The sequence below is a fragment of the Acidimicrobiia bacterium genome (genome assembly GCA_041394025.1).
Classification (GTDB): Bacteria; Actinomycetota; Acidimicrobiia; order IMCC26256; family JAOSJL01; genus JAOSJL01.
Genome location: JAWKJA010000003.1, coordinates 697199 through 720918 on the forward strand (window position 1 = coordinate 697199; position 23720 = coordinate 720918).

Genomic DNA, 23720 nt, shown 5'->3' on the forward strand with positions numbered 1-23720 from the left:
GGAGGTGTCGGCTGGATCGGTACACGCGCGCTCCTCGATGGGACAGCGCCGGATCCGTTCGACGGTAACGCCGACGATCGGGCGCTGCAACGACCGGCCCGCCGGCCCTACGGGGCCAACGGATCGGGTTCAGCCGTCAGTGGTCAGCAGACCGGTGCGACCCACGGGTACGGGTTCACGGCTCCGCCACCGCCGGGGTGCACCTCGAAGTGCAGGTGGGCGAACCCGTTGGCGTTCCCGGTGGCGCCGTTGTAGCCGATGACGTCACCCGCCGACACGGAGCCGCCCTTGGCGTAGCCCGACAGGTGCATGTAGACGTAGATGTTGCCGTCGCTGCCCGTGAGTGTGGCGCCGTTACCACCCGCTCCCATCCCTCCGAAGGACACGGTCCCCGACACGACAGCCACGAGCGGTGCCCCGTGGGGCCCGCCGATGTCAACGCCCTGGTGGCTGCGACCACCGGAGCGGGGGTCGCCGAACGAATCTGAGAAGCCGGCGTGGCCGGGGAACGGGCAGAGGATGTTGCCCGGGCCGCCGGGCGAGCCTCCGAGGTTGCCGCTCGGGCCGCTCGGGGCGGGCGCCGGGGCCGACGCGGCGCTCTGCTGAGCGGCGGCTGCGGCAGCCTGCTCCCGGCTGGCACGCGCCGCCGCCTCGGCACGGGCAGCCTCCTCGGCGGCACGGCGCTGGGCCTCGAGGCGCGCCTGCTCCTCGGCTTCGGCGAGGACCGCCTCGGCCTCGGCGGCCTTGCGCTCGAGCTCGGCGATCTCGGCCTCCATCTTCTCCAGGGCGTCGGCCTGCTCGCTCTTCTTCCGGTCGAGCTCCTCACGCCGCCGGTCGAGATCGTCCTCGACGGCACCGAGCTCTTCGATCTTGTCGTCGTCGTCGGACTTCAGCTGCTCGTTGATCTGGGTCTTGCGCGCAGCGTCCATCACGTCGTCGAACTCGAGGCTGTCGGCCAGGTCGACGTTGCCGCCCGTGTACACGTCGACGGCCCGGTCGCGTGCCACGCCGCGCAGCTCCTCGGCGTGGGCCTCGGTGGACTCGATGTCGGCCTCGAGGGTCGTGATCTCGTTCTCGATCTCGTAGTAGGCGGCGCGGGCCTCGTCGACCCGGGCGGCACCTTCGTTCAGCTCGGCACGGACCGCCTCGGCGTCGGCGCGTGCGTCGTCGACCGATACGCCGGGGCGCGCTGCGGCACTCACGGGGATCGACATGCCGAGCGCGACGGCAATCACGAGAAGAATCGTCGTGAGACGGGAGGGGAACACGAAAGCTCCAGAGAGGGGCCGGCGAGTTCGGAAAAACGTAACAACGAGCTTTTCGGCGATGCAACTACTGCGATATTTCACAAGCGCACAAGACGGTGGAGGCGACGGCCGGATCGAACGCCGAAGAGCCGCACTGACATGCGGTTCGCGGCCGTTCCCCTCGCCCACGACGGCGGGCGCCACCCCGGCGTGCCACCGCAGTGGTCGGATGTCACATCGCCGGTCAGGCCAACCGCCACAAGGCCTACGAGCCGATCATGACCTCGAAGGCGAGGAAGTAGAGGACCGCCCACGCCACGAAGCCCCAGATGATCGTCTGGCGGTGGTCGTCGAAGAGCCTCGTGGGCAGCGCCCCGTCGTAGCCGCCGTACCAGCCGAGGGCCGAGCCCTCGATCACCGCCAGCACGACGACGAAGACGACCCAGGCGCTGAGGAGGCTCCCGCCGCCGATCTCGGGGGTCCCGAACAGCGTGAACGACCCGTGGCTGGTGAAGGCCATGAAGAACAGCATCGGGATCGACATGAGGGTGTTGGCCCGGGAGGCCCTCGCCGCAGGCTTGGCCACCGTCGCCGCCCGCGGGTCGGCCTCGCCGCCTGCAGCAACCGTCTCGGCCGAACCGATCACGATCTTCTGGGCGGGCCAGATGATGGCCCACACGTTCGTGAACATCGTGATGCCCAGCAGTGCGCCGAAGGCGATGCTCGTGCCCTGGGCGGTCTGGAAGTAGTCGCTGAAGTTGCTACCCAGGTTCTTCTGGAAGCCGAGGATCATGAGGCCGGTGAGCAGGGTCAGCAGTGCACCGAAGCGGAACCACCACAGGGCGCGGAAGGCGATCTTGCGCAGCGCCTCGGAGCGGCTCTCGGCCGTCATCTCGGCGAAGGCGGGTGTCTGCACGAAGTTGAAGTAGTAGAGCAGCCCGATCCAGGTGACACCGGCGAGGTAGTGCCCCCAGCGCGAGAGAAGCTCCGCCATGTGACCGGGCTCGAAGAAGTCGGTGAAGAATTCCACGGTTCCTCCCAGATCGGCGCTGCCCGCAGGGTAGCGAGCGCGACCCGGCGGCGCCATCATCCCCGCCGTCGTCGCGTCCTCGCGGGTGCTCTCGACTCAGCCGCCGCTCACGGGCGGGAGGACGGCCACCTCGTCGCCGTCGGACAACGCCGTGGCGTCGCCGGCCACGGGCTCGTCGCCGTTGACCCACACCCGCGACGTGTCGAGAACGGCTGAGAACTCAGGCCCGTAGCGCTGCCGGGCCTCGTCGAGCAGATCTCCGACAGTTGCCGCCTCGAAGTCGTCAGCACCGGTCCCGGCGGCGTCGCGGGCGGCCGCGAACAGGAGGAACCGAGCACTCACGTCAGCCGGCCAGCTCGACGCGTCCGTCCTTGACGACGACGTCGCCGGCGGGGTCCGTCGTCTCGAAGCCGAAGACCGACACACCCGGACGCGACTCGTCGCTGAGCGCCCAGAAACGTGTGGTGATCGACTCGCCGGGGATCACGGGCTTCGAGAAGCGGACGGCCAGTCGACGCAGCCGCGACGGGTCGCTCCCGGCCAGCTCGCCGACGGCGGCCCAGCTCGTGAACGCCATCGTGCAGAGGCCGTGGTTGATCATGCCCGGGAGCCCGACCGAGCGCGCGACATCGTCGTCGGTGTGGATCGGGTTCATGTCGCCCGATGCGGGCGCGTAGCGGAGTGACTGGTCGGGATCGATGTCCTGGGTGATCTCCTCCACGGGATCGGTCGTCTTCACATCGTCGGGGAGCACATGCGGCGGCGCCGGCTCCCCCACGCTGTCGCCCTCGCTCACGCCGCGGAGGAAGGTGACGAAGTACTGCTCGGCGACGAGCGCCCCGTCGGCGTCGGTCGTGTCGATCTTCACGACGGGAGTGGTGCCCGACGTCTTCGTGTGCACGCCGACGAGGGTGGCGACCGACGTGAGCTCGTCGCCTGCCCGGATCTGGCGGTGCAGGTGGATGTCCTGCTCGCCGTGGAGGACCTGGAGCAGGAGCTCGGCCGGGATGACCCGGCTCAGGGCGTCGGCGTTGGCGTCCCACACGGGCAGGACGGCGAACACCGCCGGAGCGGCTGTTCCCTCCCGGTGGTCGGGGAAGGGGTCGTTGGTGGCCGCCGCGTACTGCGCGATGCGCTCGGCCGTGACCGTGAAGGTGAAGGGGTCGAACGGGCGCCCGACGATCGAGCGGTCGATCGGGAGCTCGGCGTCGGTCACGTGGAGCCTCCGGCCTCAGCGCGCCGACGGTCGTTGCGCCGGCTCGGAGTCGACGTTGGTACGCGCCGCCGGGGCCACCTCCAGGCGAGCCGGATCGATGGGCTCGCCCGTGACCTCGTCGATGCCGTAGGTGCCGTTGTCGATCCGCTCGAGCGCTGCCTCGATCTCGGCCAGCTCGCTCTCGAGCGACTCCAGGATGGAGAAGTCCTTCTCGCGCTCGAACGTCTCGGTGCCCGTGTCGGCAGGGTGCTGCGCGTAGTCGGAGAGCTCGGAAAGCTCCTCCCCCTCGCTCTCGGTTCCCACCTCGGCGCGGACCTCGTGGATCAGCTTCTCGACCCGCTCCTTCTCGGCGGCCAGTCGCTCGGTGGGGGTGGTGCTCTCGTTGTCGGTGCTCATGCGTAGGCTCTCACGGGCTCGGGCTCACTCCATCGGGGTGTTGGCGGTGCTCTTCACTCGGACTCTGTTCGCGACTGCCCGCCGTACCCGCGAGGATAGAAGAGCGCGGTCTCCCCGTCAGGCGCCCGACGAGCCCCCGGTTCCGGGCGTGGCGAGTGGCTCGCCCTTCCCGAGTGCGTCGGCGAGCTCCAGGAAGTTCTCGGCTCCCAGCTCTCCCGAGGTGCGAAGCGCCACGTTGCCGTCGGCGTCGATGAACACCATGTAGGGAAAGGCGCTGATGCCGTAGACGCCGGCGGCGCCGCTGTCGGCGTCGTCGGCCATCACCGGCCAGGGCCAGTCCTCCCGATCGAGCCACGCCGAGGGCGGGTAGTTCGGCCGGTTGTCGTCGGTGGCGGTCGTGATGCCGGTGACCTCCACGTTGTCGGGCCAGTCGGGTGATCCCGAGGCAGCAACGATCTCGGGTACCTCCACCTGGCAGTGCGGGCAATAGTGAGCGAGGAACACGAGGATCTGCGGGCCGGCGCCGCCGATGGTGACGGGATCACCCTCGGGCGACACCCCCGTCACGACGGGTGCGGGCTGTCCGACGGCCGCGTCGGCAGCACTCCCCTGGAACACGGGGAGCGCCGTTCCCTCGGTCGTGACCTCCACACCGATCTCACCGGCTTCCTTCTCCGCGTCGTTGTCACTCGACGTGAGGAGGATGGCCAGCACCACCGCTGCCACCACGACGACGGCAACACCGACCCACAACCACGGCGAAACGCCCACCCCGGGCTGCCGTCGGTTCCGGACCGGGACGCCCCTTGCCGAGCGCTTGTTACTCACGTGACTCCTCCGTTCCTGTCCAGACCGTATCGAGCGCGAGCAACGCTGCGACCGCGGCAAAGGCCGACAGCGACATGTAGGCCAGCGTCACGAAGCCCGCCTCGGTGAACCACGGTACGGAACAGGGGGCGTCGAGCGAGCATTCAACGCTGTCGGCCAGGCTCGGGTAGTTCTCGAGGAGGAGGTGAAAGGTGGCCACGCCGGCTCCCAGCGCGACGAACGGCGCGGCGAGGAACCACACGCCCGTGTCGCGGCGCCACCAGCTCACGCCCAGGATCACGACGAGCGGGTACATGAGGATCCGCTGGTACCAGCAGAGCTCGCACGGCGTGAAACCGACGACGAGTGAGTAGTAGAGACTCCCGAACGTCGCGACGCACACCACGGCGAAGGCCAACGGCAACGCCGCCGGGCCCACCGCCTCCACGAGCCCGCGCAGGCGCGGGCGCGTCGGTGCAGCAACGAGTGCCACGGCACCGACGAACAGGAGCGCGAGGGTCACGGCGTTGGCAAGGAACGTGAGCGCCACGAAGGCGTTCGTCGCGGCCTGCTCCGCGTTCGTCACGGGGTCGCACCACCGTCAGCGCCGCTGTCGCGGCCGTCAGGGCCTGCGTCGTCGGAGCCCGCACGCAGTGACCGGTGCATCCGTCGCTGCACCACGACGCGGGCGGTGATCCCTCCGACGATCAGGACCACCGCCACCACGACGAGAACGGTCTTCCACGCGTCGGAGTCGTCGCTGCCCGAGGAGCCGGAGGGGGCCGCGTCGTTCCAGCTCTCGGAGCCGGTACCGTCGGCGCTGGGGTCGGCGACGGGGGTGGCGCCCTCGACCGGAAGCACCGGCGCGGGGAACTCGGGCTCGGGCCCGGCGGCAGCGGGCTCCTGGATCCAGCGAACCACCTCTCCGTCCTCGTAGGTCTGGAGCGCCTTGAACACGAGCGTCGGCGTGTCGGTGACGGGGCCGAGCGTGACCACGAACTCGAGCGTCTCGTCGGGGCCCGTCGGACCACCCGTCCACACGAGCGCCGACACGTTCCCGAAGGACTCCGGTGTGACCGGCGGCTGGGTGGGGGCCCCGGTCGGGGCGGGCTCGCCGTGGTCCTCGCCGTCGTGCACGAGAACGAGGGGAACGGCACCGTCGAGGGATGCGGGCTCGGCGTCGTGTTCGGCCGTCACCGTCCAGCCGGGTGTGGCCTCCACGGTGACGGATCCGAACGCCTCGGGGAAGATGAGCTCCACCTCGACGGTTCCGATGTCACGCTCGTTCGGGACGCGAACCGTGAGCGTGGCGTTCCCGCCGACCTCGACGGTGGTGCCCTCGGCGGGAGCGACGTCGACGTGCGCGGCAGCCGGCAGCGACGCGGCCGCGACCGCGAGGAGGGCCACGGTGGCACCCACGAGAGCTCGTCGGGCGGCCGTCACCGGATCGGCACCGAGGTCGTTCCGGTCACCTCGTCGTCACGGTCGAGGAGCACCGACACGGCGAGCTCCCAGTCGCCCGAGATCGGCAGGTCGACACCGAACGCCGCGTAGTGCCCCGGCGCCAGGCGGCGGAGCTGGATCTCGGCGCCGGTCTCGCCCGGTGACGAGCTCGCCACGATCGGGCCGATGTCGTCGGACGGAAGGCTGAGCTCCATACGCATCTCCAGAACGTCCTGCTGGGCTCCGGCGTGGGTCAGTGTCGTCGCGTGGATGTCGTTGAGGCCAGCCACGGCCGGTGTCACGAGGACGTCGAACATGACGACCTCGATGTCGACGAGCTCGGCGAAGGGCTCCGTGTCCTCGGAGCGCGCCGGCTGGGCGTTCACCAGGACCGCTGTCACGCCGAAGATCACCACGGCGAGGGCAACCTCGACTGCGACGAGGCGGCGGAGGCGCCCTGCGAGGTAGCGGTCGGCGACCTCCAGCTCGTCGCGGGTCATGGGATCACCGGCCTCGTCGTGCGGGTCGGTGTCGGCCGACAGGGCGATCCTGTCGCGCAGCGCCGTACGGCTCATCCACGCCACGAGGAGCAGCACAGCGAACACGACGAGCTTGACGATGAGCACGGTCCCGTAGTCGGTTCCCGTGAGGGCGCCGAACGAGCCGACCTGGCGCCACGCCTGGAAGACGCCGCTGGTGACCACGAGGGCGATGGCCCACGGCGCCATCGACGAGAACGACGTGACCGGTGGGCCCATCGACGACGCGTCGGGTGTCTCGGGGCCGGGGAGCACCGCGACGAGAACGACGGCGAGGCCGCCGATCCACGCCGCGACTCCGAGCAGGTGGGCGACGTCGGCTACCACCGCCCACCCGGGGAGGATGCCCGTCGTGGCGTGCCCGGCCAGCGAGATCGTGAGCAGCGCCCCCAGGCCGAGCAGCACCGTGACGATGCCGACAGCCGGTGTGGAACGACGCCCGGCCGACCCACCGGGGGGAACGGGCCGGAAGAGCGCCAGCACGAGGGACGCGGCCAGCAGCACGAGACCGGTGCGAAGCGCGGCCATCTCACCGAAGCGCGTTCCGAGAACGTCGCCGGTCACCGACGGGGACACGACGTCGCCCAGGGGCAGGCCCTCGGCGAACGCTCCCTGGAGGCCGATCGAGAACACCGAGGCGACGAAGGCGAGGCCCCACACCGACCACACGAGGCGGCGGGCGCGTCGGCTCCTGCGACCCGCGGGCCACAGGAGGACGATGAAGCCGAGTGCGCCGACGAGCACGGTCGTGCCGAGGAACACTGCGGCCCGATCCACGGCGAAGAGAACGCCGACGCTCGTGCTCCCGCCCTCGGCCGTGAGGAGCGTCGAGCTGAGGTCGTCGAGCTGGGCACTCGTTGAGTCGGTCTCACCGACCCGGAAGGTGAACGCGCCCCGTACGGGGTGCGAGTCCCCCGAGACGACCCGCCAGGTGGCGACGTAACCGCCGTCGTCGAGAGTGGCGGGAACCTCGGCCGTGACAGTGCTGGGGTCACCGTCGAGCTGCCCGGTGGATCCGAGCTCGACCCGGTCGCCCTGATCGTCGAAGAGCCGGACGCCCCCGAGGTCGGCCGTGACGGGCTCGGTGAACCGGAGCACGATCTCCGAGGGCGAGTCCTCGATGCGCACCCCCGGTGCCGGATCGCTGCTGACGAGCACGGCATGGGCACCCGCGGGCGATGCCGTGACGAACGCACCGCCCACGAGTGTGACCAGCCCCACGAGCGCGGTCGACGCCACACGTCGGCGGGTTCGCGCTCGTGCCGGCACGGCGGCGTCGGTGAGGGCGCCGGGACGACGCGAGGCGGTGTGCTGCACGGGGGCTCCTGCTGCCAGGGTAGCGATGGCGGAACGACCTCCAGGGGGCGCGAACATTGACGTGATGGCAACGAAAGGCTCCTCACGACGGGTGATCCCGCTTCCCGGAGCGGTGGTGATCGTCGCGACGGTGATCGTTGCGACGCTCGTGCTCGGTGCGCAACCGGTCGGCGCCCACGGTGTCGGTGGGGTGGAGCCCTCCAACTACGAGACGACCATTCACGGACTGGAGCCGCCCACTGGCACCGTCGAGGTGACGCTGCGCGACGTGGGTGACTCGATCGAGCTGCGCGCCGACCCCGGGGTCGAGGTCGTGGTCCTGGGCTACGACGGCGAGCCGTACCTGTGGTTCACGGGCGACGGCGTGTCCGAGAACCGTAACTCCCCTGCCGTGTACCTCAACCGGAGCCGCGACGCCACCGAGGGCGCGCCGCCCGAGTACGACTCCGACGCGGAACCCGACTGGCAGCGCATATCGACGGGGCACACGGCGACCTGGCACGACCACCGGGCGCACTGGATGGGCGCCAGTGACCCGAAGGCCGTGCGCGACGACCCCGGAACCCGACGTGTCGTGGTCGAGAACTGGGAGATCCCGCTCCTCGTGGACGGGGACCTCGTGCTCGTGACCGGCGACGTCACCTGGGTGCCGGGCCCGGCCGTGTGGCCCTGGCTCCTGTTGAGCCTCACGCTCCTCGTCGTGGCCGTCGCGCTCGGCCGCACCCGGTTCTGGCCGCGCGTGCTCGCCGTGGGCCTCGTCGCTCTCGTCATCGTCGAGACGGCACACATCGTGGGTCTGTGGATCGGCACGAGCGGCGCGCTCCTCGACAAGCTCGGTGCCAACGTGTACTCGGCCCTCGGCCTCGCGCTCGGTGTGTACGCGCTGATCCGGCTCCTCCACCGGTCCGACCCCTACGACGCCACACCGGCGGTGCTCGTGGCGGCTCTCGTCTTGTGCGTCGCCGGAGGGCTCGCCGACCTCTCGACTCTCACGTCGTCGCAGCTCCCGACGGTGCTGGCCGGGCCCGTCGCCCGTCTGGGGGTGGCGACGTCGGTCGGAGCCGGCGCCGGGGTCGCCACGGTGGCGGCGATGCGGCTGCGCCGACCGGGCGACCGCTCAACCCGCCGTGCGGCGCGGCTGCGGGGACGCACGACGTGATCGGGCACTCGCACGGCCCGGTGAGCGCCTCCGGCCGGCACCGGCGACCGCTACTTCTGGCGTTCCTCCTCACGCTCACGGTCCTCGTCGCCGAGGCCGTCGTCGGGATCATCACGGGATCGCTGGCGCTGCTGTCGGACGCCGCACACATGCTGACCGACGCCGTGGGCATTGGGATGGCCCTCGCCGCCGCGCAGCTGGCAATGCGCCCGAGCAACGCGCGTCACCGCACGTTCGGCTGGTACCGCCTCGAGATCCTCGCCGCACTCGCCAACGCCGTGCTCCTGCTGGGCGTCGCCGTCTATGTGCTCGTGGAGGCGGTCCGGCGGTTCGGCAGCCCCGAGGACGTCGATGGCGTCCCGGTGCTCATCGTCGCCACGATCGGCCTCGCCGCCAATGTCGTGTCGTTGCGGCTCCTGCGCGGTGGCTCCGAGGAGAGCCTCAACGTGCGCGGCGCCTACCTCGAGGTCATCGCCGACACGCTGGGATCCGTCGGCGCCGTCGTGGCGGGCATCGTGCTGATCACGACGGACTGGCCGTACGTCGACCCCATCGTCGGTCTCGCCATCGGCCTCTTCATCGTGCCGCGCACGCTGCGCCTCGGCGCCCAGGCGCTGCGGATCCTCGTGCAGGCCGCACCCCCGTCGATGGACCTCGAGGCCATGGCGGGCCGCCTGGAGGCCATCGAGGGCGTCGTCGACGTGCACGACCTCCACGTGTGGACGCTGACGTCCGACATGGAGGTGGCCACGGCCCATGTGATGGTGGGCGGCTCGGCCGACACGCACGGCGTTCTCGACCAGGCCCGGTCGCTGCTGGCCGACGAGTACGGCATCGACCACGCCACGCTCCAGGTGGAGCCCGACGACCACGAGGGCTGCGACGAGCACGGCTGGTGAAACCCCAGTGCGTCGATGAGGTCCGCTGTGCGGACCTCATCGACGCACTGGCTCACTGACTGCGCTCGGAACCGTTCCGGGCCGCCTTCTCCGTGGCACGCCCGACCTTTTCGGCCTTCTTCTCGCGCTTCTCCCTGGCCCGTTCGCGGCGTTCGGCCTCGCCCCGGGCGTCGGGGTGCACGAGGCTCACGACGGTGTCGCCCGGTTCGGCCCGCAGGCCACCGCCTTCGGTGAACACGTCGAGGTTTCCCTCCTCGTGGATGAGGAACAACGGCACGGCGCCCCACTCGTAGCGGGCGCGCAGGGCCTTCAGGTCGAACTCCTCGGTCAACCTCGTGGCGCGGATCGCCGCGCCCTCGGCGTGCCACTTCTCGAAGGCGGCGTGCGTGTGCGAGCCGAAGGGTCGGCGGGCGAGCAGGTGTGACGACGGACCCCACCGGCTGTCGACGCTCGAATCTGCGGGTTCGAGCTGGAAGGTCTCCCGGCGACCGAGCAGACGCGCGAAGTGCTCGGCGGCGAGCGTGTTGACCTCGTCGTTGGAGGTCAGGGCGATCACACGCCCGATGCCGGTGAGGTCGATCTCCTCCAGGAGCCGCTCCGACAGGGCGCTGCCGTAGTAGGTGCGCACGCCTGCCAGGCGTGCACGCGCAACGTTGGCCCGGTCGGTGTCGACCATGACGACGCGGTACTCGTGTTCCAGGAGCTCCTCGGCGATGGGGACGGCCCATCGCGGCGCACCGATGAAGAGCACACCCTGCGGATCGGAGTCGGAGAGGTCGAGCCTGCGTGCGAGCCAACCAGCGGTCGAGCCGTAGATGACGATCGTGCCGATGATGACGAGAAAGGTGACCGGCACGAGAATGGTCTCGGCTTCGACGGCGCCGGCCTCGGCGAGGCGGATGGCGAAGATCGACGCCACCGCCGCCGCGACGATCCCCCGCGGCGCCAGCCACGCCAGGAACACGCGCTCGCGCCATCCGAGCTCGGAGCGCCACGTCGACAGCGCCACGACGAGCGGCCGGATGACGACCACGAGCACGCCGAGGAAGAGCAGGCCCGGCAGGACCACGTCGGCCATGCTGCCGGTGTCGAGGCGGGCCGCCAGGAGGATGAACAGCCCCGAGATCAGCAGGACCCGCAGCGTCTCGTTGAACTCGAGCAGGTTGTGCGTCGGGACCGTCCGCTGGTTGGACAGCGCCAAACCCATCACGGTGACGGCGAGGAGACCCGACTCCTCCTGCACGAAGTCGGCACCGGTGAACACCGCGATGACCGCGCCGAGGACCACGAGGTTCGTGAGCTCGTCGGGCACGAGGAACCGCTTGAGCACCACGGCGAGCACGAAGGCGCCGGCGAGGCCGATGAGGCTCCCGAGCCCGAACGTGCGGACGATGGCGGTGACGACGGCTCCCGTCGCCTCGCCCAGCTCCTCCTGGACGACGACCTCGAACACGAGCAGCGCCAGGAGAGCCCCGATGGGGTCGATGAGGATCCCCTCGGCACGGGCGATCGACCCCACCCGGCGCACGGGCCGCACGTGGCGTAGCAGCGGCCCGATCACGGTCGGGCCGGTGACGACCAGCACGGCACCCAGGAGTGCCGCCACCTTCTCGTTGATGTCGAAGATCACGTACGCGGAGAGCCCGACGAGGGCTCCGGTGAGCATTGCGCCGAATGACACGAGGTTGCGCACGACGCCACCGGTCGTGCGCAGCTCGCGGAGGTCGAGGCTCAGCCCACCCTCGAAGAGGATGAGCCCGACCGAGAGCGACACGAGGGGGAACAGCAGATCGCCGAGCAACTCGTCGGGATCGAGCAGGCCGGTGACGGGCCCGACCAGCAGCCCTCCCAGGAGCAGCAGCAGGATGCTCGGCAGGCGCAACCGCCAGGCGGACCACTGGGCCGCCACGCCGAGTACGACGATACCGGTGACGCTGAGGAGGACCTCCTCGGTCGTCACGTGATCGGCGCTGGAGGGGTGCTGCTACGAAGCGGTCGCACCCAGTGCCTCACGGATGCGCCGGTGCGCGTCGTCCATCATCTCGTCGCTCGGGCTCGTGTCGGCGTTCTCGAAGTGCATGTCGGCCTCGGCGCCGATCGGGAGGACGTGCAGGTGGGTGTGGGGGACCTCCATCCCGGCGATCATCATTCCCACGCGCGCCGGAGCGAACACCCGCTGCTGGGCACGGCCGATGCGGCGAGCGACGACCATGAGGTGCGCGGCCAGGTCTTCCGGAAGGTCGATCCAGTGGTCGATCTCCTCGCGGGGAACCACGAGCGTGTGGCCCGGTTGCAGCGGGGCGATCGACAGGAACGCCACACAGCGCTCGTCGGTGTGCACGAACCGGCCCGGAAGCTCCCCGTCGATGATCCGCGTGAAGACGCTCGGCATCGGCAGCCGCTCCTCAGAGCACCTCGCGCTCGTAGCGCGCGACGTTCTCGATCTCGCTCGCACTGAGCTCGCCGCCCCAGGCCGGCATCGAGCCCCTGCCGTTGGTGATGACGTCGATCTGGTCGGCGATGTCGGGGTAGCGCTCGGCGACGTCGCCGTCGGAGAGCTTGGGGCCCTGGCCGCCGCCTCCGTCGAGAGCGTGGCACGTGGCGCAGTTCGCGGCGTAGAGCTCGCGGCCGTCGAGGAGGCCCTGGTCGTTTGCCTGGTCGCCCGTGGGCTCGGGCGCGCTGCTCCCCCCGCCACCGTCGTCGCCACCGCACCCCGCGACCACGAGTAGGAGGGCGACGGCAGTCGTCCCGATTGCCGCGCGGGCCCGCCGCCTCCGGGAGTGCGCCGAGGTCGGACCGGCTGCGTACTTCGGGGCCTTCTGCATCGTGGACGGAACCTCCGTTGTCGGATCCGGCGGGTGGGTCCACCGCCGGCACCGCCGACGGCATCGACGGTGTCGGGACGCTCAACCTATCCGAGCCCGGCACCGGGGCGGTACAGGCCGGCGCCTAGGCTCGCAGCCGTGACGACCACACCCGGGGGCTCCGACCGGTCGGAGCTGCGACAACAGCTCGTCGCGATCATCCGCCGGGACGGGCTCGAGACCCGCGACGAGCCGTTCCAGCTCACCTCGGGCGCGTGGAGTCGCGACTACATCGACGGCAAGCGGGCCCTCGCGGCCGGCGCCGACCTGGCCCTCGCCGCACGAGCCGCCCTCGAGGCGCTCACCGACGCCGGTGTCGAGCACTTCGACGCAGCCGGTGGGCTGACCATGGGCGCCGACCACCTCTCGCACGCCATCGCCGTGGTGAGCGGCGCCCGCTGGTTCTCGGTGCGCAAGAAGGCCAAGGGCCACGGCAAGGGCCAGGCCGTGGAGGGTGCGGTGCTGGAGCCCGGCATGGCGGTGCTGCTCGTCGACGACGTCGTCACCACCGGGGGGTCGATCCAGCAGGCGTTCCACGCCGTGGGCGACACGGGCGTCGACGTCGTGGCCGCGCTCACGCTCGTCGACCGCGGCGAGGTGGCCCCGGCGTTCTTCGCCGACCGGGGGGTCACCTACGTGCCGTTGGCCACCTACCGCGATCTGGGGATCGACCCCGTCGCCTGAGTTCTCGTCAGGCCACGACGACGCGTCAACGGGTTCCGAGGATCCTCGGCGCTCAGTGAACCAACCAGTTGACACGACCCAGATGGAACCCGCTGGTGGCGAGCATCCGCTCGTCGTTTCCGGGCCACGTCGTGCACCACAGCTCCGCGTGCTCGGTGTAGGCCGTGGGCTCCAGGCGGAGCCATGCGAGTGGCGAGTCGGCCGTCGCGCGCATGCCCGCGGCGTCGAGCAGCTCCCACACCCGCGCCTGTTCCCGCTCGGCGAGATAGCCCCAGACGACGGAGTGGAACACGACCGTCGTGGTTCCGTCACGCCATTCCGCCAGGCGTTGCTCGAGCCACTCGGAAGCGCCGGCCTCGTCGACCGTGACCGGGAAGTCGCCGGCCACGTCGAGTGCGTGGCGCAGGAGCTCGAAGCGCTGATGCTGGTCGGGCCACACGTAGGAGAGAAGTGTGAGCCGCCCGTCCTCCGTGGTCGGGTCGACGGGGTGCGGGTCGCAGCCGCGCCGCTCGGTGACGCGGCAGTCGGCGCCGAAGTCGGGAATGGCGCCGTCGTAGAGGTCGACGAAGCGCACGGGTGAGCGCTCGTCACCGAAACCGAGCTCACCGTCGGAGTACCAGTAGCGGTCGAAGCGCAGGTTCAGCCCGCCGCTGGCCCCGAGCTCGAGGAGTCGTAGGGGGCGGCCGGTCGACGCGGCGATGCGCAGGAAGCCGGCCGTGAGGGCGGCGCAGCGGCCGACCTCGTTCGTCTGGGGGGCCCGGCGGAGGTAGCCGGCGAGCTGTTCGGGCCGTGTCTCGAGGAGCTCCCGGAACACGGGCCAGGCCGCCTCGGCGTCGCCGTCGCCGCCGACCGACGGGTAGTGGGCCGCCAGTTCGGGGACCTCACCCTCGAGGACCAGGCGGTGGACGCCGCCGAGGAGTCGCATGCCGAGAGTTCGCCCGAAGGGCTCGTCGACGAGGGGCGCGAGGAGCTCGAGCGACGGCCCGCCCGCCTCGATGTCGTCGGCGACGGGTGCGTAGAGGTCGCGGTAGAACGGTGAGCCGAGAAGATCGAAGGACCGGGCCTGGTCGCGGGCGAGTGCCGCGAGGCGGGACCGCACGGCGCCCGCCGCCCTGTCCGTCTCGTCGACCGTCCTCACGACCCCCCTTCCCCTGTTTGATGCGTCAGTAGACGTCGCATGACGCGGTCTGCTGACGCTTCAAGACCAGCCTAAAGCCGGTCATCCGGTCCGCGCCTACTCTCAGTGCCATGGCCGCCACCGGACCGGACGTGGAACGACTCCCCTCGCCGTGGTTCGGTGTCTTCCTCCCGCAGCTCCGGATGGACTACGCCACGATCCTGCGCCGCACGCGCGTCGCCGAGGAGGCGGGCTTCGATTCCGTGTGGCTCATGGACCACATGGCCGCGCCGATGGCGCCCGAGTACGACGCCTTCGAGGGGTGGACGCTCGCCACGGCGCTCGGCACCGCGACGGAGCGCATCCGTGTGGGCCACCTGGTGCTGTGCGACGCCTTCCGGCACCCGGCGCTGCTCGCCAAGATGGCCGCGACCCTCGACGTGGTCACCGACGGTCGCCTCGAACTCGGCATCGGCTGGGGGTCCGCACCCGCCGAACTCGACACCTACGGATTCGGCGAGACCACGCCGGCTCGCCGTGCCGCCCGGCTCGCCGAGACGCTCGGCATCCTCGAGAAGATGTTCGCCGGAGAGACCTTCGACCACGACGGCGAGTTCTTCCGGATCACCGGTGGGATGGGGCGCCCCCGTCCGGTCCGGGGCCGGGTCCCGATCCACATCGGGGGTGCGGGCCCGACGCTCACGATGCCGCTCGTCGCCGAGCACGCCGACTGGTGGAACCTCCCGAGCTACGCGCACCGCAAGCTCGACGAGCTCCGACCCCTCGCCGGCCCCGCTCGCATCTCCGTGCAGCACCCGGTCGGCCTCGCCGGGTCGGCCACCGCTCGCGACGAGGTGCACGACGTGGCGTACCGCCGGTTCGGGAAGTGGGGCGGCCTGCTCACCGGTACGCCCGACGAGGTTGCGGCCCCGCTGGCGGGGCTCGCGGCAAGTGGCGTGGAGGGGTTCGTGATCCAGTTCCACGACTTCGGCGACGAGGAGTCGCTGCGCCTCTTCATGGCCGACGTGGCGCCGGCGGTGCGCGAGGCCGCGCAGGCGCCACTGCGCTGAGGGCCCGGGCAGCACCCACGCGAGCCGCGTTCTATCCGAGAAGACCCTGCGCCACGGCCTGGCGGAGCGCGTCGTTGCGGTTCTTGGCGTCGAGCTTCTCGTAGATGTGGGCCAGGTGGGTCTTCACCGTGGCGACCGTCACCATGAGCTCGGCCGCGATCTCCCGGTTGGAACTGCCCTTGGCGAGTCGGGCGAGCACCTCCCGCTCCCGCGCCGTGAGGGGCCCGGTGTCGGGCTCGTCCTCCTCACCGGGCGTGTCGAGCTCCCCGACGACGGTGGAGAGCAGCGCCGGCGCCACGACGCGCTCCCCTCCGAGGACCCGCTCCACGGTGCGGGCGAGCTCGTCACCTTCGACCGAGCGCACGAGCAGGCCCCCCACCTCGAGGTTGAGGAGCCACGTGAGCTCACCGGCGTGCGAGCGCGGAAGCAGTACGACCACGGCCGGTGGGTCCTCCGTGTCCCGCAGCTTGCCGACGAGGTCGGTGACGGGGGTCTGGCCGACGGAGCCGATCACGACGAGGTCGATCTCACGGAGCTGGACGGCCTCGACGAGATCACGTGCCGAGCCGGTGTCCATGACGACATCGACCCCGAGTGGCTCCAGGAGCGCCATGACGCCCAGCCGGAACATCGGGATGTCGTCGATCACAACGGCTGTCGAGGTGCTCGCCTCCCCGGTCCCGTCGGCCATCGAACGACCTTCCCCCTCTGCCAGGGCACCACGCTACCCGTGCGGCCACTAACTTCGGAGCCGATGCCGACGCCCTCTCGCGCCCGAGGACCCCTCCGTTGAGCGACGAACGGCCACCCCACACGCACGACGACACCGGCAACGCTGCCGACGACGCTGCCGACGACGCGGGCGGGCCGGAGTCCTCCCGGCGGCTCGTGGCCGAACGCGACCACCGCCTCGACAAGCTGGGCGCACTCCGGGACCGGGGCATCGACCCCTATCCGGTTCACTTCGAGCGCGACCGCACCCTCGGTGAGCTCGTCGACGAGTTCGGTGACCTGGGCGACGGCGAGGAGACCGACGTGTCGGTCTCGGTGGCGGGCCGCGTCATGCTGCGACGCGGTCACGGCAAGCTGAGCTTCGCCACGATCCGCGACCACTCCGGCGAGGTGCAGCTGTTCGTGGCGAAGAACGTCGTCGGCGACGACGCCTACGAGCGGTTCGGCGACGTCGACCTGGGTGACTGGCTGGGAGTGCGGGGAACCGTGATGGTCACCCGCAAGGGTGAGCTCTCGGTGCGGGTGGAGAGCTTCGAGCTGCTCGCCAAGGCGCTCCTGCCGCTTCCCGACAAGTGGGCGGGGCTGTCCGACGTCGACACCAGATTCCGCCAGCGCTACGTCGACCTCATCGTGAACGAGGATGCCCGACGCGTGTTCGCCACCCGCTCGGCGGTGCTGGCGTCGCTCCGCGCCACCATGCAGGAACGCGGCTTCGTGGAGGTCGAGACGCCGGTGCTCCACGACATCGTCGGCGGTGCCACGGCCCGGCCGTTCACCACGCACCACAACGCGCTCGACATCGACCTCTACATGCGCATCGCGCTGGAGCTCCACCTGAAGCGCCTCATCGTGGCGGGCATGGACCGCGTCTTCGAGATCGGCCGGGTCTTCCGCAACGAGGGGATCGACACGCGCCACAACCCCGAGTTCACGATGCTCGAGGCCTACCAGGCCTTCGCCGACTACCACGACATGATGGAGCTCACCGAGCATCTCGTCGTCACGGCGGCCGAGGCGGCCAACGGGTCGACCACGGTGGAGATCGACGGCACGCCCGTCGATCTGGCGCAGCCGTGGCCCCGCATCACCGTGTCGCAGCTCATCGCCGACACGGTCGGGGTCGACATCCACCCGTCGATGCCGGTGGCCGATGCACGCAGGGTCCTCGACGGCCTCGACCTCGAGTACAAGGAGCAGTGGGGAGCAGGCAAGCTCACCGATGTCGTGTACGACGAGCGCGCTCAGCACGAGGTGTTCGAGCCGACGTTCGTGACCGACTACCCCCGCGAGGTGTCACCACTCGCACGCCCACACCGCGATGACCCAGCGCTCGTGGAGCGCTTCGAGCTCATCGTGTCCGGTCGCGAGCTGGCCAACGCCTTCAGCGAGCTCAACGACCCGGTCGACCAGATGGGGCGCTTCGAGGCCGAGGCCCGTGCCCGGTCGCAGGGCGACGTCGAGGCCGGTGAGGTCGACTACGACTACGTGCGGGCCCTCGAGTACGGGATGCCGCCCACCGGTGGGCTGGGCATCGGGATCGACCGGCTGGTCATGCTGATCGCCGGTGTGTCGTCTATCCGTGAGGTGATCCTCTTCCCGACGCTGCGCCCGGAGCGCTTCGACGAGTCGGAGTTCCGCTTCCCCGATCACTGAGACCATCACGTCGCGGCGCGATCCTCGCTAGCGTTTCCTCCGTGGCGACACACGCGGAGGAGTGATGGAGCGCCTGAGCGGCCTCGACGCCGGCTTCCTCTACATGGAGACGCCGACGCTCCTGATGCACACGCTCAAGATCGCCGTGCTCACGCCCCCCGACGACGAGGAGGGCTACACCTTCGACCGCTTCGTGCGGACGTTGGGCGAGCGCCTCCACGCCCTCCCACCGTTCCGGCGACGGGTCGTCGAGGTACCGGGCCGGATCGCCCACCCGGTGTGGATCGAGGATCCCGACTTCGACATGTCACACCACATCCGCCGCACGACGGTCGCCGCACCCGGCGGCCCACGCGAGTTGGACGACGCAATCGCCGAAATCGCATCGACGCCTCTGGACCGGTCGCGCCCCCTGTGGGAGCTGTGGGCACTGGAAGGACTCGCCGACGGACGCTTCGCCGCCGTCACCAAGATCCACCACGCCGCCGCCGACGGTGTCGCGGCCTCGGCTCTGCTGGCCAACGTGATGACTACGGAGCAGGCCGACACCGGCGCGCCGCCCGGCGCGCAGGAGTGGCACGCCGAGCCGGTCCCGTCCCGGTGGAGGTTGTTCCGCGACGCGATCGTGCACCAGCTCGGAAATCTGTGGCGCCTGCCTGCGCTGATCGGCCGGACGTGGCGCAGCGTCCGCCGGGTCCTCCGCCGCCGGCGGGAGTCGCCGCTCTCACCGCCGCTTCCGATCAAGGACACACCCAACACGGCCTTCAACGCGTCACTCACAGCCCGGCGGGCGTTCGCCACCACCTCACTGTCACTCGACGACGTGAGGACCGTGAAGAACCGCGTCGGCGTGACCGTCAACGACGTCCTGCTGGGCCTCATCGCCGAGGCGCTGCGCTCCTATCTCTCGGCACGCCACGCCCTTCCCATCCGCTCGCTCGTGGCGGGGATCCCGGTGAGCACGGATCGCCCCGACGACGTGGCACGACTCGGCGGCAACCGGGTGTCGAACCTCTTCACGTCGCTGCGAACCGACATCGTCGACCCCGTGGAGCGACTCGGCGCCATCCACGACGTGACCGCAGAGGCCAAGGTCGTGCAGAACATTCTCGGCGCCACGATGATGCAGGAGTGGGTGGAGTACACACCCCCCGGGCCGTTCACGTGGTTCATGAAGCGCTACTCGGCACGCGACGTCGCCGACCGTCACCACCCACCGATCAACCTGGTGGTGTCGAACGTCCCCGGCCCGCCCGACCCACTGTTCATCGAGGGGGCCGACCTCCGCGAGATCTACTCGATCGGGCCCATCCTCGAGGGCATCGGGCTGAACATCACGGTCTGGAGCTACGCGCAGCGCATGTACGTGAGCGCCATGAGCTGTGCCGACACGATGCCCGACCTCCACGACGTCACCGACGCCATCCCGCGCGCTCTCGACGACCTGCTGGCGACGACCGACCCACAAGGGAAGGCCGCCGGAGCCTGACTCACTCCACGCCGAGCTCCTCGCGGTCGCGCGACTCCACCGTCGACACCGCCGGAAGCCCGCAAGCAGCGGCCGTTCCGTCCGATCCCGCCTCCTCACCGGGCGCCAGCCGGTCGGCAGCGCCGTCGAGCCGGCGCAGCAGTGTCAGCACGGGAAGGATCAGGACCGTGCCGAGCCCGCCGACCACGAACCCGGCGGAGATCGACGCCGACTGCGACAGCGCGCCGAGCCCGGCCTGACCGCCGACGCCGCCGACGCCCGACACCATCGAGTCGAACGACACGACGGTCGCGCGCTGCTCGGTCGGGACGATGTGGTGGATGTACGACTGGCGCACGGGCATCCGGACACCCATGGCCCCGGTGATGAGGAGGAACACGGGCACGGCCACCCAGAACGACGTCGTGAGGCCCACGACGACCGCTGCTGCCGTCTGGACACCGGCCGCCCACAGCAGCAACGTGGTGCGGCGGGTGCAGAGGCGCGAGGCGTACTCCACGATCGCGTTGCCCGCCATGGTGGACAGAGAGATGAGGGCGCTGACGATGCCGGCGACCCAGACGGCGTCGTCGTCGAGCAACTCGAGGAAGTAGGGCTGCCAGGCGTAGAAGGCCCACATGAAGAACGTGCCCTGGACGAACGCGGCGACCATCAGGAGCCGGATCTCCCGCTGGTTCCACCCGAACTCGATGCTCGATCGGGCGACCCGGCGCATCTCGGCGGGGTACGCGCGGGCCGCCGGCCGACGTGGCGAGAAACCGACGTCGTGCATCCGCGCAGTGGCGATGACGAACAGCGCCGCGAGCAGGCCGGCGCGCACGAGGAAGGGGATGGCGAGGTCGATCTGGCCCAGCAGCCCACCGCCCACGGTGCCCACGAGCATGGCGGCGCCGCTGATCATCTGACCGCGGGCGAAGATGCTGTCGAGCTGCCCGTCGAATCCTGTCGAGTGGAGGGCGTCGACGAGCCACGCCTCGACGGCACCGGAGTAGAAGGTGAAGCCGAGGCCCATGAACACGCTCACGACCGAGTAGGCCACAACGCCGCCCTCGACCTGTGCGAGGCCGACGTAGAGCAGGGTGCTGACCATGAGGACGACGACACTGGCGAGGAAGGAGATGCGTCGCCCGAGCGTGTCGGCCACGACGCCGGTGGGGATCTCGAACACGACCATTCCGGCGAGAAAGGCGGCGTTGGCGATGAACACCTCGAAGATGTCGAGGCCCGCGTCGAGCAGGAACAGCGTGTTGACGCCCCAGATCACCGACGCGGAGAGGGTGTACAGCCCGGCGATCAGGTAGTAGCTGCGGGCGACGCGCTGGGGTGTCATCGTGGGCCGACCCTACCCACACGCCGGTAGAGTGAAATGCGTGCCCGCCTCACCGTTCGAGCCCGCGTCGCTGGGACCCGTCACGCTTCGGAACCGGACGATCAAGTCCGCCACCTTCGAGGGCATGACACCCGAGGGCCTCGTCTCCGACCGGCTCATCGAGTTCCACCGCCGCTTCGCCGCCGGGGGTGTCGGCATGACGACGCTGGCCTACTGCTCGGTGTCCACCGAGGGGCGCACCTACCGCGACCAGATCTGGATGCGGCCCGACGCCGTGGCCGGGCTCCGGCGCCTCACCGACGCCGTGCACGCGGAGGGCGGAGCAGCGGCCGTGCAACTGGGGCACGCCGGCTGGTTCGGAAACCCGCGCGCCAGCGGCCAGACGACGATCGGGCCGACGCGCATGTTCAGCCCCTACGGCTTCACGTTCCCCCGGGAGATGACGAGTGCCGACTTCGCCCGGCTCACCGACGACTACCGCCGCGCCGCGCAGCTGGCCGTCGAGGCCGGCTTCGACGCTGTGGAGGTCCACGTCGGACATGGCTACCTCTTGAGCCAGTTCCTCAGCCCGTTCACGAACAAGCGAACCGACGAGTGGGGTGGCCCCATCGAGAACCGTGCGCGCTTCCCGCGTCAGGCGCTCGAGGCGGTGCGCGAGGGCGCGGGCTCTGACGTGGCCGTCTACGCCAAGCTCAACATGGACGACGGGTTCCGGTCGGGTCTGCAGATCGACGACGGAATCGAGGCCGCCCGGATGATCGAGACCGACGGCAGCGTCGACGCCCTCGAGCTCACGGGCGGGTTCACCGCCCGCTCTCCCATGTACCTCATGCGCGGGGAGCCGCCGGTGGCCGCCATGCTCGAGACGACGCCGTCGCTGCTGCACCGGGTCGGTCTGCGCCTGGGGGCGAAGAAGCTCATGCGCGAGTACCCCTTCGAGGAGGGGTTCTTCCTGCCGAACGCGCGTCGGTTCCGGGAGGCTGTGGATCTCCCACTGATCCTGCTCGGAGGGATCAAGAGCCGCGACACGATCGTCTCCGCGATCGACGAGGGCTTCGAGTTCGTGGCGATGGCCCGGGCACTGCTGCGCGAGCCCGACCTCGTGAACCGCTACGCGGCCGGTGAGGCCGACGAGTCGCTGTGCGTCCCGTGCAACCGGTGCATGGCCGAGATGGACCGCGACGGCACCCGCTGCGTCTTCGCCGCCGACCCTGTTTGATGCGTCCGTGAGGTCCGTATAGCGCGCGCTACGGACGCATCATGCCGCCCCGTGGCGGCGGTGGCGGGTCCGGAAAACGGCGTTTCCGACGAGCACCAGCCACCCGGCGACGATCAGCGCCACACCCGCGGCGAGAACGCCGGGTGTCTCGGATCCCGTGCGGGGGAGCGTCGAGCCGGCCACCGCCACGTCGGCTCCCGAGTCGGCGCCCGTGTTGGTGATCTGCTCGCCTCCGACGTCGGTGTCGTCGTCGGGGTCCTCGCTGCAGAGCAACTCGAAGGGAATCGAGTCGAGTAGACCGGCCACATCGGGGTCCTCGGCCGCTGCCTGCTGGAGCGGGTCGTCGAGGCTCTCGTCGAAATTGATCTTGCCCTCGGTGAAGTCGGGGATCGGCGAGAACTGCGTGGCGGAGTCCCACTCGCCCACGGCGCCGTGGATCAGCGTGTTGACACTCACGCTGTCGGGTGACGCGGTGACCGGGTTGGGACCGTTGACGCCTCCGAGCTGTGAGGGAACGTCGGAAGCCTCAGCCGTCACGAGGTCGACCTGGAAGGGACACACGAGCCCGAGAACCAGCTCGAGCAGTTCGGGGTTGGAGAGGAAGACGTCGATGACGCCGTCGAGATCGAGAGCCGGGGCGACCTGGCTCCTGCCGTCGTCGCCGGCCGTCAGGATCCCGAGACCGTCGCGTTCGAGCGTGGCGGCGATGGCGTCCTCGTCGAGCTTCGGAACGGGCAGCGCGACCTCGAGGTTGTAGACGCCAGGAGCCTGGATCCACACGGTGTCGGTGATGTCGACCCGGCCCTGCGGTGACGTGCCCCAGGCCTGTGCCATGTCGAGCACCCACGATACGAGGGTGACGGGAACCGCCCGGTCGAGGTGACAACCTTCCGGGACCGTGACCTGTGCACGCGCGACGCGTGCCTCCTTGTCGATGGTCAGCGAGGAGAAGTTGGCCGAGTTCGGCAGGAAATCGAGATCGAACTCGAACGCCGCGCACTCGGCGTCGACGTGGAGTTGCTCACCGAGCCGACGGACCTCGGCCCAGTTGCCGGCCCGCGCGTGGTTCCGGATCTCCTGGAGGCGAGCCTGCGCCTCGGGCCGGAGGCTGTCGAGGAACTGCTGCGCCTCAGCGCTGTTCTGCGAAAGACCGCTCTTGATGCCGTCGACGATGTTGTCGATGTCGGGGCCCGGCTTCTGCTGCGCGCTCGCGGGAGCAGCGAGACCGAATGTGACGAGCATCGCTGCGATCAGCGCCACGAGGGCACGCCGGAAGCGACGACGGCTGCGGGGTCGGGGAGCTGAGTTCATGATCTTCCTCCGGTGTCACAAGGAGCGACCTGCCGGGGTCATGTCCGGTTTCTGCCGATAGAGCATATTAGACGTCTTTTGTGAGTTACAAACTTCAGAGAGTAATTTCGCACGGAGAGTGGCCGACGCGGTCCCGAGCTTCGATCCTTGTGGAGCAAGGCTCGTGGCAGGACGGGCGGGTTCGGAGGCGAAGCACCG

At 70.2% G+C, this 23720-nt stretch carries 23 protein-coding genes; 7 read left to right on the top strand and 16 right to left on the bottom strand.

Features of this window, described 5'->3' with window-relative positions:
- Window positions 1-143: 143 nt before the first annotated feature.
- The 9 genes from R3A49_10745 to R3A49_10785 form a co-directional block, all read right to left on the bottom strand.
- The gene (locus R3A49_10745; GenBank protein ID MEZ5171208.1) at window positions 144-1268 is read right to left on the bottom strand and encodes a peptidoglycan DD-metalloendopeptidase family protein; all 1125 of its coding nucleotides are present in this window, start codon (window positions 1266-1268) and stop codon (window positions 144-146) included.
- A gap of 244 nt (window positions 1269-1512) precedes the next feature.
- Window positions 1513-2277 (bottom strand): urate hydroxylase PuuD, encoded by a 765-nt coding sequence (locus R3A49_10750; GenBank protein MEZ5171209.1) that lies wholly within the window; start codon window positions 2275-2277, stop codon window positions 1513-1515.
- Window positions 2278-2373: 96 nt separating this feature from the next.
- Window positions 2374-2619: a MoaD/ThiS family protein gene (locus R3A49_10755; protein ID MEZ5171210.1), complete on the bottom strand. Its 246-nt coding sequence runs from the start codon at window positions 2617-2619 to the stop codon at window positions 2374-2376.
- Window position 2620: 1 nt separating this feature from the next.
- Window positions 2621-3493, bottom strand: coding sequence for a MaoC/PaaZ C-terminal domain-containing protein (locus R3A49_10760; protein ID MEZ5171211.1), 873 nt, complete (start codon window positions 3491-3493; stop codon window positions 2621-2623).
- Window positions 3494-3508: 15 nt separating this feature from the next.
- Complete coding sequence (locus R3A49_10765; GenBank protein MEZ5171212.1) at window positions 3509-3889, bottom strand: hypothetical protein; 381 nt, start codon at window positions 3887-3889, stop codon at window positions 3509-3511.
- A 117-nt stretch (window positions 3890-4006) separates the two neighbouring features.
- Complete coding sequence (locus tag R3A49_10770; GenBank protein MEZ5171213.1) at window positions 4007-4660, bottom strand: redoxin domain-containing protein; 654 nt, start codon at window positions 4658-4660, stop codon at window positions 4007-4009.
- 49 nt (window positions 4661-4709) lie between these two features.
- Complete coding sequence (locus R3A49_10775; GenBank protein MEZ5171214.1) at window positions 4710-5282, bottom strand: disulfide bond formation protein B; 573 nt, start codon at window positions 5280-5282, stop codon at window positions 4710-4712.
- Window positions 5279-6115, bottom strand: coding sequence for a YcnI family protein (locus tag R3A49_10780; GenBank protein MEZ5171215.1), 837 nt, complete (start codon window positions 6113-6115; stop codon window positions 5279-5281). Before R3A49_10780 ends, R3A49_10775 begins: the two co-directional genes overlap by 4 nt.
- A 20-nt stretch (window positions 6116-6135) precedes the next feature.
- A complete protein-coding gene (locus R3A49_10785; protein ID MEZ5171216.1) occupies window positions 6136-7995 on the bottom strand; it encodes a copper resistance protein CopC in 1860 nt (619 codons plus the stop codon).
- 64 nt (window positions 7996-8059) lie between these two features.
- Between R3A49_10785 and R3A49_10790 the strand changes: the two genes are divergently transcribed.
- Window positions 8060-9154 carry a hypothetical protein gene (locus tag R3A49_10790; protein MEZ5171217.1) on the top strand — a complete coding sequence of 365 codons (1095 nt, stop codon included), beginning with the start codon at window positions 8060-8062 and terminating at the stop codon, window positions 9152-9154.
- A 20-nt stretch (window positions 9155-9174) separates the two neighbouring features.
- Window positions 9175-10053, top strand: coding sequence for a cation diffusion facilitator family transporter (locus tag R3A49_10795; protein ID MEZ5171218.1), 879 nt, complete (start codon window positions 9175-9177; stop codon window positions 10051-10053).
- 52 nt (window positions 10054-10105) lie between these two features.
- Here the strand turns inward: R3A49_10795 and R3A49_10800 are convergent, their stop codons facing one another.
- Genes R3A49_10800 through R3A49_10810 form a run of 3 tightly spaced genes read right to left on the bottom strand, consistent with a single transcriptional unit; the run spans window position 10106 to window position 12878 of the window.
- Window positions 10106-12013 carry a cation:proton antiporter gene (locus R3A49_10800; protein ID MEZ5171219.1) on the bottom strand — a complete coding sequence of 636 codons (1908 nt, stop codon included), beginning with the start codon at window positions 12011-12013 and terminating at the stop codon, window positions 10106-10108.
- Between the two features lie 24 nt (window positions 12014-12037).
- On the bottom strand, window positions 12038-12445 hold the full coding sequence (locus tag R3A49_10805; protein MEZ5171220.1) for an HIT family protein: 408 nt from the start codon (window positions 12443-12445) through the stop codon (window positions 12038-12040).
- 13 nt (window positions 12446-12458) lie between these two features.
- Window positions 12459-12878 carry a cytochrome c gene (locus R3A49_10810; GenBank protein MEZ5171221.1) on the bottom strand — a complete coding sequence of 140 codons (420 nt, stop codon included), beginning with the start codon at window positions 12876-12878 and terminating at the stop codon, window positions 12459-12461.
- A 138-nt stretch (window positions 12879-13016) separates the two neighbouring features.
- Here R3A49_10810 and R3A49_10815 point away from each other — a divergent pair, with 138 nt between their 5' ends.
- A complete protein-coding gene (locus tag R3A49_10815) occupies window positions 13017-13601 on the top strand; it encodes a phosphoribosyltransferase family protein (protein MEZ5171222.1) in 585 nt (194 codons plus the stop codon).
- Between the two features lie 52 nt (window positions 13602-13653).
- On the opposite strand, the gene R3A49_10820 is transcribed toward R3A49_10815, so the two are convergent.
- Entirely contained in the window at window positions 13654-14739 is a 1086-nt protein-coding gene (locus R3A49_10820) for a DUF2332 domain-containing protein (protein ID MEZ5171223.1), read from the bottom strand.
- A 110-nt stretch (window positions 14740-14849) separates the two neighbouring features.
- Here R3A49_10820 and R3A49_10825 point away from each other — a divergent pair, with 110 nt between their 5' ends.
- Entirely contained in the window at window positions 14850-15788 is a 939-nt protein-coding gene (locus R3A49_10825; protein MEZ5171224.1) for an LLM class flavin-dependent oxidoreductase, read from the top strand.
- Window positions 15789-15819: 31 nt separating this feature from the next.
- On the opposite strand, the gene R3A49_10830 is transcribed toward R3A49_10825, so the two are convergent.
- Window positions 15820-16479, bottom strand: coding sequence for a response regulator transcription factor (locus tag R3A49_10830; protein ID MEZ5171225.1), 660 nt, complete (start codon window positions 16477-16479; stop codon window positions 15820-15822).
- Between the two features lie 197 nt (window positions 16480-16676).
- On the opposite strand from R3A49_10830, the gene lysS reads away from it, so the two are divergent.
- Together lysS and R3A49_10840 are read left to right on the top strand one after the other, a co-directional pair.
- On the top strand, window positions 16677-18173 hold the full coding sequence (gene lysS, locus R3A49_10835) for a lysine--tRNA ligase (GenBank protein MEZ5171226.1): 1497 nt from the start codon (window positions 16677-16679) through the stop codon (window positions 18171-18173).
- Window positions 18174-18237: 64 nt separating this feature from the next.
- Complete coding sequence (locus tag R3A49_10840) at window positions 18238-19662, top strand: wax ester/triacylglycerol synthase family O-acyltransferase (GenBank protein ID MEZ5171227.1); 1425 nt, start codon at window positions 18238-18240, stop codon at window positions 19660-19662.
- 1 nt (window position 19663) lies between these two features.
- Here R3A49_10840 and R3A49_10845 read toward each other — a convergent pair whose 3' ends face one another.
- Window positions 19664-20992: an MFS transporter gene (locus R3A49_10845; GenBank protein ID MEZ5171228.1), complete on the bottom strand. Its 1329-nt coding sequence runs from the start codon at window positions 20990-20992 to the stop codon at window positions 19664-19666.
- Window positions 20993-21032: 40 nt separating this feature from the next.
- On the opposite strand from R3A49_10845, the gene R3A49_10850 reads away from it, so the two are divergent.
- On the top strand, window positions 21033-22211 hold the full coding sequence (locus R3A49_10850; protein MEZ5171229.1) for an NADH:flavin oxidoreductase: 1179 nt from the start codon (window positions 21033-21035) through the stop codon (window positions 22209-22211).
- 39 nt (window positions 22212-22250) lie between these two features.
- Here R3A49_10850 and R3A49_10855 read toward each other — a convergent pair whose 3' ends face one another.
- Window positions 22251-23522: a hypothetical protein gene (locus R3A49_10855; GenBank protein MEZ5171230.1), complete on the bottom strand. Its 1272-nt coding sequence runs from the start codon at window positions 23520-23522 to the stop codon at window positions 22251-22253.
- Window positions 23523-23720 lie beyond the last annotated feature (198 nt).

Bases quoted from the DNA above. Each gene is read 5' to 3' on its own strand.
- R3A49_10855 (MEZ5171230.1), bottom strand. From the start codon at position 23,522: ATGAACTCAGCTCCCCGACCCCGCAGCCGTCGTCGCTTCCGGCGTGCC.
- R3A49_10825 (MEZ5171224.1), top strand. From the start codon at position 14,850: ATGGCCGCCACCGGACCGGACGTGGAACGACTCCCCTCGCCGTGGTTC.
- R3A49_10830 (MEZ5171225.1), bottom strand. From the start codon at position 16,479: ATGGCCGACGGGACCGGGGAGGCGAGCACCTCGACAGCCGTTGTGATC.
- R3A49_10765 (MEZ5171212.1), bottom strand. From the start codon at position 3,889: ATGAGCACCGACAACGAGAGCACCACCCCCACCGAGCGACTGGCCGCC.
- R3A49_10790 (MEZ5171217.1), top strand. From the start codon at position 8,060: ATGGCAACGAAAGGCTCCTCACGACGGGTGATCCCGCTTCCCGGAGCG.
- R3A49_10805 (MEZ5171220.1), bottom strand. From the start codon at position 12,445: ATGCCGAGCGTCTTCACGCGGATCATCGACGGGGAGCTTCCGGGCCGG.
- R3A49_10840 (MEZ5171227.1), top strand. From the start codon at position 18,238: ATGGAGCGCCTGAGCGGCCTCGACGCCGGCTTCCTCTACATGGAGACG.
- R3A49_10845 (MEZ5171228.1), bottom strand. From the start codon at position 20,992: ATGACACCCCAGCGCGTCGCCCGCAGCTACTACCTGATCGCCGGGCTG.
- R3A49_10810 (MEZ5171221.1), bottom strand. From the start codon at position 12,878: ATGCAGAAGGCCCCGAAGTACGCAGCCGGTCCGACCTCGGCGCACTCC.